At 54.0% G+C, this 17,174-nt stretch carries 14 protein-coding genes and 1 pseudogene; 8 read left to right on the top strand and 7 right to left on the bottom strand.

The genetic code is table 11. The features are described from left to right. Positions 1-26 precede the first annotated feature (26 nt). Positions 27-3,155 carry an efflux RND transporter permease subunit gene (locus JD108_RS11640; protein WP_198830084.1) on the bottom strand — a complete coding sequence of 1,043 codons (3,129 nt, stop codon included), beginning with the start codon at positions 3,153-3,155 and terminating at the stop codon, positions 27-29. Positions 3,156-3,573: 418 nt separating this feature from the next. Here JD108_RS11640 and JD108_RS11635 point away from each other — a divergent pair, with 418 nt between their 5' ends. The 3 genes from JD108_RS11635 to JD108_RS11625 all read left to right on the top strand — a co-directional run bounded on the left by JD108_RS11635 (position 3,574) and on the right by JD108_RS11625 (position 6,967). Then, entirely contained in the window at positions 3,574-4,785 is a 1,212-nt protein-coding gene (locus JD108_RS11635; protein WP_228728122.1) for a sensor histidine kinase, read from the top strand. Next, positions 4,769-5,461: a response regulator transcription factor gene (locus tag JD108_RS11630; RefSeq protein ID WP_198826258.1), complete on the top strand. Its 693-nt coding sequence runs from the start codon at positions 4,769-4,771 to the stop codon at positions 5,459-5,461. Before JD108_RS11635 ends, JD108_RS11630 begins: the two co-directional genes overlap by 17 nt. A gap of 276 nt (positions 5,462-5,737) precedes the next feature. Then, positions 5,738-6,967: an MFS transporter gene (locus tag JD108_RS11625; RefSeq protein WP_198826257.1), complete on the top strand. Its 1,230-nt coding sequence runs from the start codon at positions 5,738-5,740 to the stop codon at positions 6,965-6,967. A gap of 139 nt (positions 6,968-7,106) precedes the next feature. On the opposite strand, the gene JD108_RS11620 is transcribed toward JD108_RS11625, so the two are convergent. Both JD108_RS11620 and JD108_RS22320 read right to left on the bottom strand, forming a co-directional pair. Beyond that, positions 7,107-8,843, bottom strand: a complete 1,737-nt coding sequence (locus JD108_RS11620) for an amidohydrolase (RefSeq protein ID WP_198826256.1) — start codon at positions 8,841-8,843, stop codon at positions 7,107-7,109. A 216-nt stretch (positions 8,844-9,059) separates the two neighbouring features. Further along, positions 9,060-9,425 (bottom strand): phosphomannose isomerase type II C-terminal cupin domain, encoded by a 366-nt coding sequence (locus tag JD108_RS22320; RefSeq protein ID WP_323958368.1) that lies wholly within the window; start codon positions 9,423-9,425, stop codon positions 9,060-9,062. 320 nt (positions 9,426-9,745) lie between these two features. Between JD108_RS22320 and JD108_RS11610 the strand changes: the two genes are divergently transcribed. Genes JD108_RS11610 through JD108_RS11600 form a run of 3 tightly spaced genes read left to right on the top strand, consistent with a single transcriptional unit; the run spans position 9,746 to position 12,939 of the window. Then, positions 9,746-11,542 (top strand): phospho-sugar mutase, encoded by a 1,797-nt coding sequence (locus JD108_RS11610; RefSeq protein WP_198826254.1) that lies wholly within the window; start codon positions 9,746-9,748, stop codon positions 11,540-11,542. 3 nt (positions 11,543-11,545) lie between these two features. Next, on the top strand, positions 11,546-12,757 hold the full coding sequence (locus JD108_RS11605) for a glycosyltransferase family 4 protein (protein ID WP_198826253.1): 1,212 nt from the start codon (positions 11,546-11,548) through the stop codon (positions 12,755-12,757). A gap of 11 nt (positions 12,758-12,768) precedes the next feature. After that, positions 12,769-12,939 carry a hypothetical protein gene (locus tag JD108_RS11600; protein WP_198830235.1) on the top strand — a complete coding sequence of 57 codons (171 nt, stop codon included), beginning with the start codon at positions 12,769-12,771 and terminating at the stop codon, positions 12,937-12,939. Between the two features lie 273 nt (positions 12,940-13,212). Here the strand turns inward: JD108_RS11600 and JD108_RS22840 are convergent. Together JD108_RS22840 and JD108_RS11595 are read right to left on the bottom strand one after the other, a co-directional pair. Further along, positions 13,213-13,500 (bottom strand): annotated as a pseudogene (locus JD108_RS22840) (sulfotransferase family 2 domain-containing protein); the annotation flags it as partial. Between the two features lie 56 nt (positions 13,501-13,556). After that, positions 13,557-13,763, bottom strand: a complete 207-nt coding sequence (locus tag JD108_RS11595) for a hypothetical protein (protein ID WP_198826252.1) — start codon at positions 13,761-13,763, stop codon at positions 13,557-13,559. An 86-nt stretch (positions 13,764-13,849) separates the two neighbouring features. Between JD108_RS11595 and JD108_RS11590 the strand changes: the two genes are divergently transcribed. Beyond that, a complete protein-coding gene (locus JD108_RS11590; protein WP_198826251.1) occupies positions 13,850-14,881 on the top strand; it encodes a glycosyltransferase family 4 protein in 1,032 nt (343 codons plus the stop codon). Between the two features lie 119 nt (positions 14,882-15,000). Here the strand turns inward: JD108_RS11590 and JD108_RS11585 are convergent, their stop codons facing one another. Then, positions 15,001-16,086: an inositol-3-phosphate synthase gene (locus tag JD108_RS11585; protein ID WP_198826250.1), complete on the bottom strand. Its 1,086-nt coding sequence runs from the start codon at positions 16,084-16,086 to the stop codon at positions 15,001-15,003. 196 nt (positions 16,087-16,282) lie between these two features. Between JD108_RS11585 and JD108_RS11580 the strand changes: the two genes are divergently transcribed. Next, positions 16,283-16,477, top strand: a complete 195-nt coding sequence (locus JD108_RS11580) for a cold-shock protein (protein ID WP_198826249.1) — start codon at positions 16,283-16,285, stop codon at positions 16,475-16,477. Positions 16,478-16,547: 70 nt separating this feature from the next. Here the strand turns inward: JD108_RS11580 and cobU are convergent, their stop codons facing one another. Next, positions 16,548-17,129, bottom strand: a complete 582-nt coding sequence (cobU, locus tag JD108_RS11575; protein WP_198826248.1) for a bifunctional adenosylcobinamide kinase/adenosylcobinamide-phosphate guanylyltransferase — start codon at positions 17,127-17,129, stop codon at positions 16,548-16,550. Positions 17,130-17,174 lie beyond the last annotated feature (45 nt).

Raw genomic sequence — 17,174 nt, 5'->3', positions numbered from 1 at the left:
TATTCCCCTCCTTATCCCCCATGTCCTTATGATTCGATGGCAGGAATGCCTTTTTTTGCTTGCTTCTTCGCTTTTCTCTTGCTTCGTCTGTTGCGCATTTTTCTGCCTAAATCATCGAACACGGTTGTGACGACAGGCACCAGAACCAACGTAATCAAGGTGGAGAAACTGAGACCAAAGATGACGGTAATGGCCATCGGAGCCTGCGTCTCACTTCCCGAACCGGATGCAAAGGCGAGCGGGCCAATCGCCAGAATCGTGGTCATCGAGGTCATCAGAATCGGACGAAGACGAATCGGACCCGCTTCCAGAATCGCATCATGCAGCGTGCGTCCGCGCTGACGGAGCTGGTTCACGTAGTCGATCAGCACGATCGCATTGTTTACGACGAGACCGATCAAGAGAATATACCCGATCAATACGGTAACACTGATCGTCGTTCCCGTCACCAGCAATCCGATCAGAACCCCGGTTATGGTAGGCGGTACCGAGAACATGATGATAAACGGCGTGTAGAACGATTCAAATTGGCCCGCCATGACCATGTAGACGAGGACGATCGACAAAATGATCGCCAGAGCCAGGCTGGCAAAGGACTCCGCCATATCCTCCGATTGGCCGCCAAAACTGATTTTGTAGCCATCTGGCAGAGAGAGCTTGTTGATCTTCGCCTGTACATCCCGAATGACCGAGTTCAGATCGCGTCCGGCCAGATCGCTGGTAATCGAGATTTGTCTCGCCAGATTTTCACGGTTGATGTTGACCGGAACATCGACTTTGGCAATGCTTGCCACCGAGGAAAGCGCGACTTGGACGCCACCCGGTGCGGAAATGCGCAGGTTTTTCAAATAGTTGATATCTTCCTGATACGCTTCCGGCAGTTTGATATTGATGTCGATCTCATCATCGCCGGTACGGTATTTGGTCACCGTCTGACCCTGGAAGGACGTGCGGACGCTGGACAATATTTGTCCGGTGGTCAGCCCGTACATGCTCGCTTTTTCCGGGTCTACGGTAACCTGCAGCTCTTGCAGCGTCTCTTCCATGCTTGTCGTTACGTTCGCCGTACCCGGGATGCTCTTGATTTCTTCCTTTATAATGCTGCCGATATCCTGCAGAACGGCAAGATCATCACCGCTGAGACGGATATCGATGGGGGAGCCTGTGGAGAAGCCCTGGGTTGCGCTCACCGTAATCTCAGCGCCTGGAATGTCAGCCAACTTTTTCTGCATCTCGATCGCAATCTCGTTCGCAGAGCGAGTCCGCTCTGTAACATCGATGAGGATGAGCGTAAGAGATGCGCGGTTGGATAGTGCCGTAGACGCAATCGGCGAACCGCTGCTGCCTATCGAGGTAGTGAGGATATCCAGTTCCGGCACTTCGGATGCGATTTTTTCAATCTCTTTGGCTACCTTCTCTGTCTCTTCCAGCACGGTGCCATTCGGCATTTTGATAGAGACGTTGACGATCCCCTCATCCATGGCGGGAATAAACTCCGCGCCGATCATCGGCACCAGTCCGAGCGAGCCGACCATCATCACGATTGTAGAGATGATCACCGTTTTTCGATGGCCCAGCGACCACTTCAGCAGGCCGCGGTATCCATTTTCCACTTTTTTAAATCCGATGTTGAACCATTTGACCGGGTTCACCCCGCGATAGCCGGAGAGACTCTCATGATGCGGCACACGCTTCAGGATGCGCGAGCTCATCATCGGCACCAAGAGGAGCGAGAATACCAGGGCGGCGATGTGAGAGTACACAACGGTCAAAGCCAAGGGTCCAAACAATTCGGAGGCGATACCTTCCGTCATGGCAATCGGCAGGAATACGCAAATCTGTGCCAGGGCGGATGCCATGACGGCATTGCCCACTTCTTGGGAACCTTCCAATGCTGCGGCCATCATGCTCTTGCCTTCTTCGCGCTTCCGGAAAATATTTTCCAGAATTACGACAGCGAAGTCAATCAGAGAGCCGAGGCCGAGTGTCAAGCCGGACAGCGAGATCAGGTTGATCGTCTGGCCGGTCATGTACATCAATAGAAAAGTTGCAATAATCGAGACGGGCAGTACGATCGTAGCGATCAGCATCGACGAGAAGCTGCCGAGGAAGAAGAACAGGAGAATAATCCCGATTCCTCCGCCCAAGAGCGCATGCTCTGCCGTGGTATAGATGGAGTCCTTGATGTAGGTGGAGTTATCCATCGTGGACTTGATCACCAGGTTTTTGGGCAAGTCCTTCTTCAGCTTTTCCATTTCCTTCTTGACGGCGTCTGCGACTTCGATCGTGTTGCCCCCAGAAGCTTTTGTAATGGAAATGCCAAGGCTCGGCTCTCCGTTAACGTAGTTCAGCTGGGTAATGGTTTCGACGGTATCTTCGATGGTGGCGATATCCTTCAGGCGGATCGAGCCGGCCCCAACAGAGATCGGCGTCAAGCCAATCTGTTGGACATCTGCGTATTCACCCTCTACGCGGATATTGATCTTGCTCTCCCCTTCGCGCACGGCCCCTGCCGTACCTGCGAGGTTATTGCTGCTGAGCGCTTGCTGGATCTGCTCCAGCGTCAGGCCATAAGCGGCGATTTTTGCCGGGTCAAGCACGACGTCGATGACGCGGTCCTGACCGCCGGACAGGGCAGCTGATGCGACGCCGTCGATACGCTCCAGCCGCGGCTGGATGACCTCTTCGGCGATTTTTCTCAGCTGGTTGACATCCTCCATCCCCGTCAGCGCGTAGCTCATAATCGGCTGGCTGTTCGGGTCGATTCGCAGAACGCGCGGCGCATTCGCCGAGTCTGGCAGGATGCCCCGCACTTGGTCTACTTTATCTCGCATATTGAGAGTAGCCTGATCCAGATCGGTTCCCCAGTTGAACATCAGGATGACCTGTGAGGCCCCCTGCATCGATACGGAGGAGATGCTGTCGAGATCGGCTACCGTACCGAGCGCATTTTCGAGCGGCTTGGTGACCAGATTTTCTACTTCGGTTGGCGATGCGCCATTTACACTGGTAACGACGACAGCTACCGGGATGTCCAGTTCGGGCATCAGGTCAATCGCCAGGCGCGGCAACGACACGAAGCCAAAAATAATCAATGCCAAAGTAAGCATGATCATCGTGACAGGCCGTTTGATAGATAGTGCAGACAGGTTCACTTCCACTTCACCTCTTCCCACTCAACTAAAAGCTTTTTTCCAAACCTGCCCATCTCCGATTGCGAAGGATAGGATGTCTGTCCCCGACAATCTCGTGCGCAAGGTGCGGTTTTCTGTTTGTAAATCGCGCATTTTTCTCCCAATAAAAATTTTTTAGATGAGAACCTGCTGACAAGTAAAACATGATGATCCAAATTTTTCAACCACTTTTTCCATTTCTGACCTCCTCTGACGAACGGCCACCCTACCCTCTCCTTAAGGATGGCAAGAGTACCACATTGTACATTATAAACAGCGGACTTTTGGATTTGATCTACCGGAGGATTGATATTGGCATCCTCCCCGTCTATCTAGAGATAGATGACACCCCATGATAGAATGAAAGTAAGTTTGTCAGACGGAAAGGAGATTCTTCATTTTGTTCAGACGAGTGTGGGAGGTTCTCAAAGAACGGTTTTTTACCATCTGGTATCTGGCAATCATGGTGCTGATCCTGATCCCCAATTCGTACATCACCGAGACCTCTTTTCAATTTGCTTTTTCACTTCTGATTATTTTCTGCCATTTTTGGCTTTTCTGGTCGCCCAAGCACTGGTGGAATCCCGCCCGTGTCGAAATTGTCACGATCCTGCTCGGGCTGGTGACGCTGCTGAAGGGATATGTAGGCGGATCGGAAAGTCTGGGTCTGATGTTTCCGCTGGCGATTTTTATCGGAGCCCGAATGGTCAATCGACGTGCGCTGGTCTATGCCATCGGGATGGGAGTGTTCAGCCTTGCCGTGCTGCTGATGGACTCGGAAAACACCATCTCTCATCTGGTGCCGTTCGTGCTGACCTACGTCGGTTGTTTTATCGGAGCGAAAGGATATCGCGTGCAGTACGAAGCCAATGCCCAAACCCGCCTTCACCTGGAACAGCTGCAAAATACACTGGCGCAGTTAAAAGAAGCGCATGATGAACTGCAGGAAGCCGCTGTGCATACGATGCAGGTCGCCGTTTTGGAGGAGCGTACGAGAATCGCCCGCGACCTTCACGATCAGCTGGGACATTCCCTCACCTCTTTGATTGTGCAGCTGCATGCCTTGAAATTCATGCTCGAAAACGGGCCGCAAGATGCGCAGCAGGCTGTGAAAAACATGCTGGTTGTCGCCAAACAGAGCCTGGATGATATTCGCGGTTCGGTCCATACGCTGGCAACCGACCAGTCTTCTCTGGGGTTGGCTCCACTGCGTGCCTTTCTCTCCCAAACCGAAAAAAATACCGGACTGCGCTGCGAGTTGGTGGCGGATGATCCCGAGCTGGTTCTCACGCAATCCATCTCGATCTCTTTCTACCGGATCCTCCAGGAAGCGGTTACCAATACATTGCGGCATGCGGATGCCACCCAGCTGGAAGTCGTCGTCTCCCGCAGCGATTCTCATTTTTATCTGACAATCCGCGATGATGGCGCTCTTACACCGCAAAATGTCATTACACCCGGCTTCGGACTGTCCAGCATGAAGGAGCGCGTGCAGGAGCAAAAGGGCAGCATTTCGTTCGCGGCACGGGATCCGCATGGCTTTGAGATACGTGTGGCAATCCCGTATGCTGGCGATTGCCCGGAGGGGGATAATCATGGTGACGGAAGATAAGCAAAAGACGAAAAAAATCAGGGTGCTGCTCGTAGATGATCAGACGATGATCCGCCAAGGCCTCGGCTACGTTATCCAGATGCAGCCGGATATGGAGGTCGTGGGCGAGGCGGCGGACGGACTGGAAGCGATCGCCGCCGCGGCCAAATGCCGGCCCGATGTGATCATGATGGATGTACAGATGCCGAAATGCACCGGCATTGAAGCGACGCGTGAAATTTTAAAACAATTTCCCCACATCAAGGTGCTCATTCTGACCACATTTGACATCCAGAACTACGTGGTGGACGGCATCAGGGCAGGCGCAGTGGGCTACATGCTGAAAGATGCCGACTCGCAGGAGATGCTGGAGCTGATCCGCAATGCCTATGACGGTGCTGTACTCTACCATACGGGCACGGCGGCAAAAGCCTTAGCGGAGTTGTTGAAAAACCAGCGTGCGGATGAGCCGGCTCCAGGCGGGCAGCGCCATGTGCTGTTGGAAGAGCTGACGGAGCGCGAGCTGGACGTGCTCCAGCAATTGGCCTTTGGCTTCCGGAACGACCAGATCGCACAGAATCTGTTCATCTCCGAAGGAACGGTAAAAACCCATGTGCACCGGATTTTACAGAAAATGGGTGTAGAAGACCGAACACAGGCCGTCGCTCTCGCTCTCCGCCATAAATTGGTGAAATAAGCGCAGCGGCCATCTCAGCAAAAGCAACGATGAAGTCGGATGCAGCTCCTCTGGAGGCATCCGGCTTCTTTTGCTTTTCTACCCAGCGAAAACTACTAAGCTATACGTGTCAGCTCCCTGATCCGTTTCGTTTCAAACGTTAATTTTCTGTGACTTTTTTTCATTCACCTTTTGCGATCAACATGATGTGTTTTCTTGATTACGCCTTTTCATAAACAAATGATAAAATGAACATATTGTGAACACGATTGACTGGCGAAAAGGTTGTGTGTACAGATGGACTTTTCCTGGAAACGTAACTTGATCATTCTCTGGCTCGGTGTCTTTTTTTGCAGCTCGGCGTATTCCATCTCCATTCCTTTTCTTCCGATCTTTCTCCACACCTCATTGGGCGTAAACGATCATTTGGAGGCGTGGGCCGGCATCTCCTTTGGCATCACTTTTTTAGCCAGCGCGCTGATCTCGCCCTACTGGGGATCGCTCGCCGACAAGTACGGCAGAAAGCCTATGCTCATTCGGTCGGGTTACAGCTTGGCCGTTTTGTATTTTTTGACCTATCTGGTCACAGACCCTTATTTGTTTCTGCTGCTCCGCATTCTGCAGGGTTTGCTCGCCGGGTTCGTGCCGGCCTCGATTGCCCTGGTCGCCACGAATACACCGGAGAAGCATGTCGGCTACGCTCTGGGCGTCATGGCTACTGCCGGAGCGACAGGCGGCATTATCGGTCCGCTTGTCGGCGGGGTGGTCAGCCATCTCTGGGGGAATCGGGAGGCCTTTCTCTTTTCCGGGATTGTCGTATTGGTCGCCGCATTTATTGCCACTTTTTTTGTCAAAGAAACCAATCTCAACCGGTCGGGTGAACGCTCGCATGTGTCGGAGGACATTCGCCTGGCGATGGGCAACCGCCCCTTCGTCCAACTGCTGGGTCTGGCCATGATCGTCACCATTTCCGTGATGCTGTTGGAACCTTTGATTACTGTCTATGTCTTGGAGCTCGGCGCCACGCAGCAGGACGCCTCGCTCAGCGCCGGCATTATCTTCTCCGCGGTTGGGATCGCTACGGTATTGGCGGCGCCGCGCTGGGGATCACTCGGCGCGAAAATCGGATACACCCGCGTGCTGTTCTTCGGGATGCTGGGCGGCGGCATCGGCAACCTGCTGCAAGTCTTTTTTGACGATCTCTACGGTTTCGGCATCTTGCGCTTCTTCTACGGCCTCTTTTTCGCTGCGGTCTATCCGGCTCTGAATGCGATGATCGTAAAAGTGACAGATGCCGACTTCCGCGGCAGGGCGTTTAGTCTGAATCAGTCGTCGACACAGCTGGCTACGATGATCGGACCCGTTTTGGGCGGCTTTTTAGGCGGCTGGATACCGATCAAGCTGGTCTTTATCCTAAACGGAGTCCTCTTGCTGGTTACAGCTATCTGGGTCAAGGTGAAGCTGCCGATCCCGCCGGTACCCGGTACGCAGCCGGTCAAAGAAAGCCTGAACCGGTCCGCGGGTTAAAAAAAAAGCACGTGCCAAGCAAAGAACAGACAGAGATCTAGCCAAGACCAACATATCCCAAACGAAGAAGCTGCCCCTCAAGCAGGATAGACCTGCGGAGGGCAGCTTCTTTTCTGTCTAACAAACATGAACGCTAGGGTTACTTGAAGTTTTCACTCCGGTAGACTTCTTTTCCTTCAAACAGGGTCCAAAGAATCTCGGTCTTGTTGATTTCCGAAGCAGGGATCGTGAACAAGTTCTTGTCCAGTACGACCAGGTCCGCTCTTTTGCCCGCTTCAATCGAACCGGTGATATCCTCTACATATGTCGAATACGCGCCGTCAATCGTGAAGCTGGCGATCATGTCAGCCAGCGTGGCACGCTCGCTCGGATTGGCGATATCCTTGAAATCGGTCTTCCCTTCTTCGATGCGAGTGACGCCTTGCTGAATGCCGTGGAGCGGATTGAATTCTTGGGTGACGATGTAGTCGCTGCCAGAGGCCATGATGACGCCGGCATTGATCAGGCTCTTCATCGGGTATTCCTGTTCGGCGCGCTCGCGGCCGAGGTACGGCACTTCGATCTCTTCAAAAAAGCCCGGTTCTTTGAGGAACCAATACGGCTGCGGAATCCCCACCGCCCCCAGCTTTTTGAAGCGCTCAATATCTTTGGGATTCACCAGCTGCAAATGCACGACCGACGGACGCGCGTCACGCTTGCCGTTTTCTTTTTCCGCATACTCAAACCCATCCAGTGTGATTCTCGTCGCTGCGTCCCCAATCGAGTGGACGTGGAGCTGGAAGCCGGCCTTGTCCGCAGCAGCGGCAGTTTTCTTATAGGCTTCGGGCGTCCAGATCAGTTGGCCATGGGTGTCCTTATGCTTGTATGGCTCTTCCAGATAACCGGTTCCGCCTTCCACCACGCCGTCCATAAAAATTTTCACAGCGTTCACCTGAAAATGGGGACCTTTGTTTGCTTCCCGCAGTTTGATGAAATCGTTCACTTGTTCCGGCCCTTTTTCCGGATCGGCGGTAAATGCATTACGGAAACGGACGGTCAGTTTGTCCTGCTCGGACAGTTTTTGATACGCTTCCAGCACATTCGGATAGCGAAGCATGTCCGGGTCGCGTGCTGTCGTCACGCCTCTCTCGGCGGCCAGCTTCTGATATTCGAGAATGCCGTTCATGTATTGCTCCACGGACAACCCCGGGATTTGTTTCAGCACCAGATCCATTGCTTTTTCACGCAGGGTTCCGGAAGCCTCTCCTGTTTCCGGATCGCGTTCGATCAGACCGCCCTCGGGATTGGGCGTATCATTGCCGATGCCCGCAATTTCCAGCGCTTTCGAGTTCACCCAGAGGGAGTGGCCGTCATCCGAGGTGAGCGCGATCGGGACATCCTTGGAAATCGCATCGAGCGCCTCCTTGCGAGGACCGATCCCCGTGGCTGCCGAGTTAGTCCAGCCGCGTCCCTGGATTGCCTTTTCACTCGGGTATTTTTCCGCGAATTGTTTCACGGCTTCTACGTATTTCTCGATCGATCCCAGATCAAACAGATCGACGGTATAGATCATACCGGTGGTCTTGCTGGCATGGGTATGACTGTCGATGAAGCCGGGCAACACCATTTTTCCTTTCAAATCGACGACTTTGGTCTTTTCTCCGGCGTAGGCCTTGGCGTCCTCGGTAGACCCGACGAACACAATGGTATCCCCTTTGACCACGACGGCCTCCGCCCAGTTGCGGTTGCGGTCAACCGTGTAGACAGCCCCGTTCTGCAGGATCAAATCCGCGGGTTGAACCGATGACTTGCCTGATGCAGCCGGCGCGGCATGTCCGATGGACGGCACCAGCAATGAGGCAAGCAACAGAGCGCTTGCCGCTTTCTTTGCAAACATACTACTCCTCCGTTTCTCTGTCTGACGATGCAGATATAAATAGGACGGCTAAGAAAATGACGAATGATCAGTATTTTTGACGCCGCTTCGTTCATCATAATGTACGCTGGCGATGTTTAGCAATTCAAAATTTACCGATTGGCAAGACGAAAAATAAGCAGGTCCCCCTTCGATTGCGAGCCCGGGGGACACCTGATCCGAGCAGTAAGGCATCAATCATTCGGAGAGCGAGCGGAGCAGCTCCTCCCAGGAGAAAAACAGACGGACGATGTCTTCCTCGATCAGCCTGGTACCGAGCTGTACCTCGACAATCTCCAGCTCAGTGACGGCCCGGATGGCATGCTTTGCCCCAACCGGAATGTGGGCGACATCACCCGGCTTCATCGGAATGAACCGGCCATCGAGCACCAGCTCCCCTCTGCCGACGATCACGGTCCATATCTCGCTTCGCTGCATGTGGTACTGATAGCTGAGATTCTTCCCCGCCCGTATCCGCAGGCGCTTGGTCAAAAATTCGCTCCCGTCGTCCAATGTCTGATAATCCAGCACCCGATAAGATCCCCACCGCCTCTCTTCAAACATCGGGCGTCGTCCGAGGAAAGCGGCCACAGGCGTGTACCCGATCCCCCGGAGAGCAGGACAAGCTTCATGGATTCGCACCCCTTTTCTGACTGACTCTGTGATCGCATGTAATATCCATATGTGCGAGCCTCCCCCCGCGAGTGTATCAATCGACCGGATGATTTGCGGAAAGTTCTCTCCCAGTGAACACGCGCCCCCGCATAACGCAGGGTCTCCCGCGGAAAATGGATGCATGGCCGTTGCGGCTCAGTGAAACTGACATACAATGTCCAATAGAAAAAGATGCATAATGTTCACGAGAATCTGGAGGTTTACCATTCATGCTAACCTGGAGGGAACGCTACCAGCATTGGCTCAATCGAGCGGAAATGGATCGAGAGGTGAAGCAGCAGCTCCTGGCGTGGAAGGATAACGAGGCTTTGCTGGAGGACTGTTTTTATCGAGATTTGGACTTCGGCACCGGAGGGATTCGCGGTGAAATCGGACCCGGCCCAAACCGAATCAATCGCTACACCATTCGCAAGGTTGTCGAGGGATATGCCCGCTATTTGCTGGATCGTCACGCGGCTGCGCGAAACAGCGGCGTCGTGATTGCCTACGATACGCGCTACAAATCCGGCGATTTTGCCTGGGAAGCCGCCTGTTTATTGGGCAAGCACGGCTTTCGCGTGTACCTGTTTGACCGCGCCTGCCCCACACCGCTGCTCTCCTACGCTGTCCGGATGAAAAAGGCAGCAGGTGGGATCATGTTTACCGCGAGCCACAACCCCCCCGCGTACAATGGATGCAAGCTGTATGGCGCGGACGGCGGCCAATTGACGCCTGCCATAGCCGACCGGATTACACAGAAGATCCGTAAAATCGAGGATGAATGGTCGCTTTCCGTGCTCGATGAGGCTTCGCTGCGAGAGAGCGGGCGATTGACGCTGATCTGCGAAGACGTCCTGCAATCGTATTTGTCCTGCCTGCAAGCAGTCCGGTTGCGGCCGAATGAAAAGGCGGCGTCAGACAGACTTGAAGCCGCCCCGAATGCCAGCCCCCCGTTGTCGATCGTATTTACCCCCTTGCACGGCACTGCCCTGGAAACCATGCAGCGTACATGGGCCGCATGCGGCTACCCGCAGCCGACCATCGTCAGCGAGCAAGCCGATCCTGACCCTGCTTTCTCGCAAGCCTCCTCTCTCAATCCCGAGGAAGTCGATGCCTTTTCGCTGGCGATGCGCTACGGCCGGCAGGTGCACGCCGATTTGTTGCTGGCGACAGATCCGGACGCGGACCGACTGGGTGTCGCCGTATTGGATTCGGAAGATCATTACCAAGTGCTGTCCGGCAATCAGCTTGGTGTGTTGTTGCTCGACCATATCCTTTCCGTGAAAGCCGAGGATGGCACGCTTCCCACGAATGGCGCAGTGCTGAAAACGATCGTCAGCACGGAGCTGGCGCGAGCGATCGCAGACGCATACGGAGTTGCCACGATCGACACCCTGACCGGCTTTAAATACATCGGGGAAAAAATGAGCGCGTATGCAGAGTCGGGCGTATATCAATTTCTCTTTGGTTTCGAAGAGAGCAACGGGTATGTGATCGGCGATTTTGTCCGGGATAAAGACGGCATCCAGGCCGCCATTTGGACGGCTGACATGTGCGCACGCTGGAAGGCGAATGGCAAAACCTTGCATCAGAGGCTTTTGGAGCTCTACGCCGTCTATGGATTCTATCAGGAAGAGCTGGTCTCTCTGGAGCAAAAGGGAAAAACGGGAGTCAGTCGGATCGCCGCCCTCCTCGATCATTTTCGCCACAACGCGTATCCCGATTTCGCCGGTGAAGAGGTGGCGAAAAAGGAAGATTATCGGCAGGGAACCTGTCAGGACTTCGTCCAGCGTCGTACCTACCCTCTCGCCCTGCCACTGTCCAATGTGTTGAAATATACGCTCGCGGACGGCTCCTGGTTTTGTCTGCGGCACTCAGGGACCGAACCCAAAATGAAATGCTATTTTGGCGTGAAAGGCTCGTCTTTGGAGGAGAGCAACCGCAAGCTGGCGCGGTTGAAGCAAGAGGTCCTGTCGCTTACCGACCGCTTGCTGTCCGAGTCACAGTCTGCCGCAGGGGAGGCGTAGTCTTTGAAAATACTTTTGGCTACCTTTTGGTACCTGCCCCATGTAGGTGGGGTGGATACCTATCTAAAAGTGCTGAAACAAGGATTGGAGGAACGCGGGCATCAGGTAGAACTGCTCGCCCACCATCCCAGCATGAGTGAAATTTATCAGCCGCTCAGCGGGAAAACGATCGAGAAAAAGCCGATTCTCTATCCTCTCTATGAGCTGATGATGGATTATTTTCAGCGGGAGCAGCCGGATTTGGAAGATTGGGCCCGCTTTCGCGAGATTGAAAGCTATGCATTTGAATTGGCTTCCTCTCTGTTTTCATTGGATCAGTTCGATTTGATCCATACTCATGACGTCATCTCCACGCGGGCCTATGCCCGCATTCGCCCCGAAAGAACGGCTCATGTGGCGACCATTCACGGTTTATTGATGGAAGAGTTTTTTGTCACGGGAGAAATCACGCAGGAGGGCAGCGGCAGATGGAAATACAGCTTCATCGAAGAGCGGCTCGGCGCCTCCTCCGCCGATCGGACCATCCTTCCCAGCGAGTGGCTGCGCAGGGAATACGTCAATCGCTTTTTCGTCAATCCGGAAAAGCTGACCGTCATCCCCTACGGGCTGAATACGGAGCAAATCATCCGGGAGGCGGACGCCATCACGCCCATCCCGCGATCAGACGCCAAGCTGGTCTTCCTCTGTCCGGCGAGGCTCGTCCCCTACAAAGGCCAGCGTTATCTGATCGAAGCGCTGGCTAAATTGCGCCAGGTGCGCGACGATTTTATCTGCCAGTTTGCCGGGGATGGCTCGCAGCGTGCAGAGCTGGAGGCATTGGCGGCTTCCTTGGGACTGCAAGATCATGTCCAGTTCCTGGGCAACCGCAGCGATGTCGTCCGCCTATTGAAACAAGCGGATGTATTCGTCCTGCCTTCGCTCGTAGAAAATCACTCCCTGGCCGTCATGGAGGCGCAGGTGATCGGCCTTCCCGTCATTACGACGCGTGCGGGAGGAAATGGAGAGCTGTTGACGCCGCTGCACACAGGCATGCTGGTGGAGCCGAGAAACAGCCAGCAGCTGGCAGAGGCACTGCTTACGCTGATGGAAAATCCCGACCTCAGAAAAAGGATGGCGGAAAACAGCAGGCGGTGGGGAAGAAAGCATTGGCATCCCGCCAATATGATCGAAAGAACGCTGCACGTGTACGAACAGGCATGTGAAGATAGAAAATGAGGAGGGGCCGCTTGATCATCCGGCCGTACGGTCCCCGTTGTCTGGTTGACGAAATCTTCCAACTCTTTTTTTGCCTCGGCATCCAGAGCGGCGATCCGCTCTTCAAAGAGCGTTTTGGCAAAAGTGTACAGCTCCAGGTCGAGCTCATTTTGCGCTTTGATGATCTCGATAACCTCCGGTGAAATCTCCTCCTGATGAGGACGATTCGGTGTGACATTGGACTTCCACAGCGAATCGATTTGCGTCCACCCGAATGTACTTTTCAACAAATACACCGATTCCGCGAAGCGCTCCGTCAGACCGATCACCGAAAAATGCTTTTGCAAGTTTTCTTTTGCCCGGCCGAGATCTACACCTCCCCCTGCCAGGTATTGGATCATATTATTGGACACCTGGGGAAAGTCGGATGACAGAAACTCAGTGATCGACATCTGGATTTCCGGCTGTTTGAAGGAGTACAGCGAGAGAAGCCGATCGATCGGGTGCCGCAGAATCGTCGCGTACGTATACGGCCTTGTCACGTGGCTATGCAATCCGAAAAAGTAATGGCCATAGACGCATTTGATCCGTCCCTCTTCATCCAGCCGCAGCTTTTCTTCCATTTCCTTTTCATTGTGATAGAGCAGTTCCCGTTCCGTTTCCGCATACTCCCTCGTGACCATCTCCAGCATAGTGGTTCCGGCCGTCTTCGGCAGATGGATAAAGAAGAGCAAGGGATGCTTGTGATGTTCGGACAATGCCACGTTCAGACCACCTCCTGATCCAAAACGGATAAGAATCTCGGGCGCAAGATGTGACCCTATGTGACGAGAATACCGTATACCTCCTCCGAAGGAAGCGGGATAAATGTCTGCTGCCCGCTCTCTCGGCGAAGGATGTGGATTCCGGCAGCGCGCCTGTCTGCACCCCGCCGCAGGTTGCTTTGACCGACGTAGATCGTATCGTCCCGAATGGCCAATCCTCTCGTGTACGAAGGGGCCACAAAGAGAGTCTCACTCCCGCTCATCGGCACCTACCCCATTCCTAAAGTCAACACGTACTTGCCTTGCACATATACTGAGGTATCAACCTTTTTTAGTGGAAAGGAGAACTATGAGAATCGCGTTTTACTACGACTCCTCCTTTGATTGGAATGACCAAGATCTGGAGACCAAAGGAGTCGGAGGTTCCCAATCCGCGCTCATTTCGATCACAAGAGAACTGGCCAAACGGCATGATGTCACCATCTTTAACAGCACCTCCCGCGAAGGGCGGTACCATGGCGTGGTCTACCGTCATGTGAATCGTTTTGACCATGAGGAAAGATGGGATGTGTTCATCAGCTTCCGCTGTGCCGTGCCTCCTAACGTACATGCCTCTTGCAAGCTCCACTGGTGCATCGATCCCGGGGACAACAGCGTGGAGAAAGACCATGCCTACGTTGACAAAATTATCACCATCAGTCCCTTTCACACCAAAATGATGCGCAATATTTTTCATCTGAGCCAAAGCAAGATCTATGAGGCCCGTCTAGGCGTCAGGGCGGACGAGTATCTCAGCGATTTCCCTAAGGTACAGGGGAAACTTATTTTTTGTTCGGCTCCCGAGCGCGGTCTGCAGCATGTTCCGCGCATTTTCGAGCGAATCAAACAGCGGGTGCCGGAAGCCTCTCTGGTGATTACGATGGACTACTCCCTCTGGGGCTTCGATCCCGATATCGCCCATTATCGCCGGCTTTTTGCAGGACTGGACGGCATTCGCTACCTCGGCAACGTGCCGCGACACCAGTTAATTGAAGAGCAAAAGACGAGCATGGTCCATCTCTACCCCTGCGACGGCCCCTACGAGATGTTCTGTCTTGCTTCCCTGGAGTGCCAGGCTGCCGGGACGCCTACCGTCGCCACCCATCAAGGCGCCCTCTCCACGACTGTCCAGGACGGGTATACGGGGAAACTGATCTACACGCTTCCCGATTACGATCCTGATTTTTATCAGACTTTTGCCGACTCCGTCGTACAGTTGCTGCAAGACGGTCCTGCCTGGGAGAAGATGAGCAGGCAAGCGAAGCATCGCGCTTTGAGCCAATTCTCGTACGAAGGCTTGGTGCAAGAACTGGAGCAGCGCTTTTTGGAGTGGTCCCGCTAATCGCCGACGCCTTTTTTATCCTATTACACCGCGCCACAAAGGGAAACGGCGTATGGCCGAGAAACAAAAGATACAGAAATACCCTCCTCTGCTAAGGAGGGCATGTGTCTCATCTCATATTAGCTTGCTCCCTGGATAAACTGCCCCAGCAGGACGCGGGCTTCTTCTTCTGTACACTGAACGAGGGGATGCTTCATCGCATAGGCGGCAACCGGCAGGATGGAGCCGGAAAGCCGGCGCTCCAGGGCGAGCTTGCAGCAACGGATCACATCGATGACGATGCCCGCACTGTTCGGGGAGTCTTCGACGGACAGCTTCACATCCAGCTTCACGTCCGCGCCGCCAAACTGGCTGCCCTCGATGCGTATATGGCAAATTTTATTGTCTTTGAGCCAGGGGATATAGTCACTTGGCCCGACATGAATGTGCTCCTCGGCCAGCGGCGTCTCCAACTGCGACTGTACGGCTTCCGTCTTCGAGATTTTTTTCATGGCCACACGCTCTCGGTTCAGCATGTTGAGAAAATCGGTATTCCCCCCGATATTCAATTGATAGGTGCGGTTGATCCGAATGCCGCGTTCCTCACAGAGGCGGGTCAATACCCGGTGAATGATCGTTGCCCCGAGCTGAGACTTGATGTCATCTCCGATGAGCGGCAAGCCAGCCTGCTCGAATTTGTCCGCCCATTTCGGGTCGGACGCGATAAAAACGGGGATGCAATTGATAAAAGCCACACCCGCCTCAAGTGCGCATGATGCGTAATGTTCTGTAGCCTCTACACTGCCAACGGGCAAAAAGTTGATCAGCATTTCTGCTCCGCTCTCGCGCAATTCCCTGACAATGTCACAAGGGGGCAAGGAAGATGGCCGGAAGCGTCTCTCCTCGGCAAAGGAGTCCATGTGGGAAGATATCCCGTCCAAAAGATGGCCCATCTTGACCACTACCGTCGATTCTTCTACATCTGCGGCAAATACCTTGGTGCAATTGGGCGCGGCAAATATCGCCTGATGAAGAGGCGTTCCCACTTTTCGGTCATCAATGTCAAAAGCCGCGACAATCTCTATATCCCCGGGTTCATATCCACCGATTGACGGATGGATCAAGCCGCTTGCATCGGTTGACCTGCTCTTGTAATAGGAAATGCCCTGCAACAAGGCAGACGCACAATTCCCCACCCCGACAATGGCCGCTTTGATACTTGGCATCTTGATTCCCCCTTTTCCTGAAGCGGTTTGCCACGAGCAGCCGTTCCCACATGATTTACTTTCTCAGTCTATGCAGCGTCCGGTGTCCCGGTGAACCGAACAGCATGGCTGAAAGCATGCATAGAAAAACCAGTCTTAGCACAAACTAGAAGGAGTTACTCTTTCCTGCACGGTGACAAACTGGAGGTGTCTTGCATTGTTTGCAAAAAGAAATCAGGAGCCCGTACCTGAGCTGGAAACGACCATTTGGACCTGCAGCAACGATGACTGTACCTGCTGGATGAGAGAAAATCTGACCTTTGAAGAGGAACCTACCTGCCCGATGTGCAGCTCTTCGATGACGAAGGGGACGCGAATGCTCCCGCCGCTGACTTGGAATGTATTTCGGTAAGCGATAAACGATAGAAAAAATGCCAACCCTGGACCGCAGGGTTGGCATTTTCTATATACGCCGGTCTCTTTTAGGGGCACCGGCCCGGGATATGAAAGGCCCGGCTCTTGATTTCAAGCGGAATGCCGGCGGTCACCAAGAACACCTGGTCACTGACTGCGGCGACGCTCTGGTTCATGATTCCGGATAAATCGCGAAACTGTCTGCCGAGCAAATAGTCTGGCACCAGACCGTAACCGACCTCATTTGAGACGAGCAGGATCGTACCGGGAAAATCCCGCAGCTCCTCGGTCAATTCTTCGATTCGCCGCGACACCTTTTCCATCGGCTGGTCATGCTCATGCCGCAGCAGCCAGTTGGAGAGCCAGAGGGTGAGGCAGTCCACGAGGATCACGGGGTTTTTTGATTCCCGCTGCCACTGCTCTTTGATTCGGCGCAAGCATCCGCTCAAATCATACGCCTCCCAGGCCGTTTCCCAGTGAAAGGCGGCTTGTGCCCGCTCCTCTTGGTGCCGGCGGATACGCTCCCTCATCTCCGCATCCCCCGGGATCGCCGTGGCCACAAAAAGACCGCTCTCGCCCAGCTGTGCCGCATAGGTGGAGGCGAAACGGCTCTTGCCGCTTCTGACGCCGCCTGTAATCAGGATGACCATGGGTACAACCTCCCGTATACAAGAATGCATGGCAAAAGCTGATCG

The sequence above is a fragment of the Brevibacillus composti genome (genome assembly GCF_016406105.1).
Classification (GTDB): Bacteria; Bacillota; Bacilli; order Brevibacillales; family Brevibacillaceae; genus Brevibacillus; species Brevibacillus composti.
This window is presented reverse-complemented; position numbering and strand designations above follow the sequence as displayed.

Bases quoted from the DNA above. Each gene is read 5' to 3' on its own strand.
- JD108_RS22320 (WP_323958368.1), bottom strand. From the start codon at position 9,425: ATGTTTGAAGAGAGGCGGTGGGGATCTTATCGGGTGCTGGATTATCAG.
- JD108_RS11585 (WP_198826250.1), bottom strand. From the start codon at position 16,086: ATGCCAAGTATCAAAGCGGCCATTGTCGGGGTGGGGAATTGTGCGTCT.
- JD108_RS11630 (WP_198826258.1), top strand. From the start codon at position 4,769: ATGGTGACGGAAGATAAGCAAAAGACGAAAAAAATCAGGGTGCTGCTC.
- JD108_RS11625 (WP_198826257.1), top strand. From the start codon at position 5,738: ATGGACTTTTCCTGGAAACGTAACTTGATCATTCTCTGGCTCGGTGTC.
- cobU (WP_198826248.1), bottom strand. From the start codon at position 17,129: ATGGTCATCCTGATTACAGGCGGCGTCAGAAGCGGCAAGAGCCGTTTC.
- JD108_RS11610 (WP_198826254.1), top strand. From the start codon at position 9,746: ATGCTAACCTGGAGGGAACGCTACCAGCATTGGCTCAATCGAGCGGAA.
- JD108_RS11620 (WP_198826256.1), bottom strand. From the start codon at position 8,843: ATGTTTGCAAAGAAAGCGGCAAGCGCTCTGTTGCTTGCCTCATTGCTG.
- JD108_RS11595 (WP_198826252.1), bottom strand. From the start codon at position 13,763: ATGAGCGGGAGTGAGACTCTCTTTGTGGCCCCTTCGTACACGAGAGGA.
- JD108_RS11590 (WP_198826251.1), top strand. From the start codon at position 13,850: ATGAGAATCGCGTTTTACTACGACTCCTCCTTTGATTGGAATGACCAA.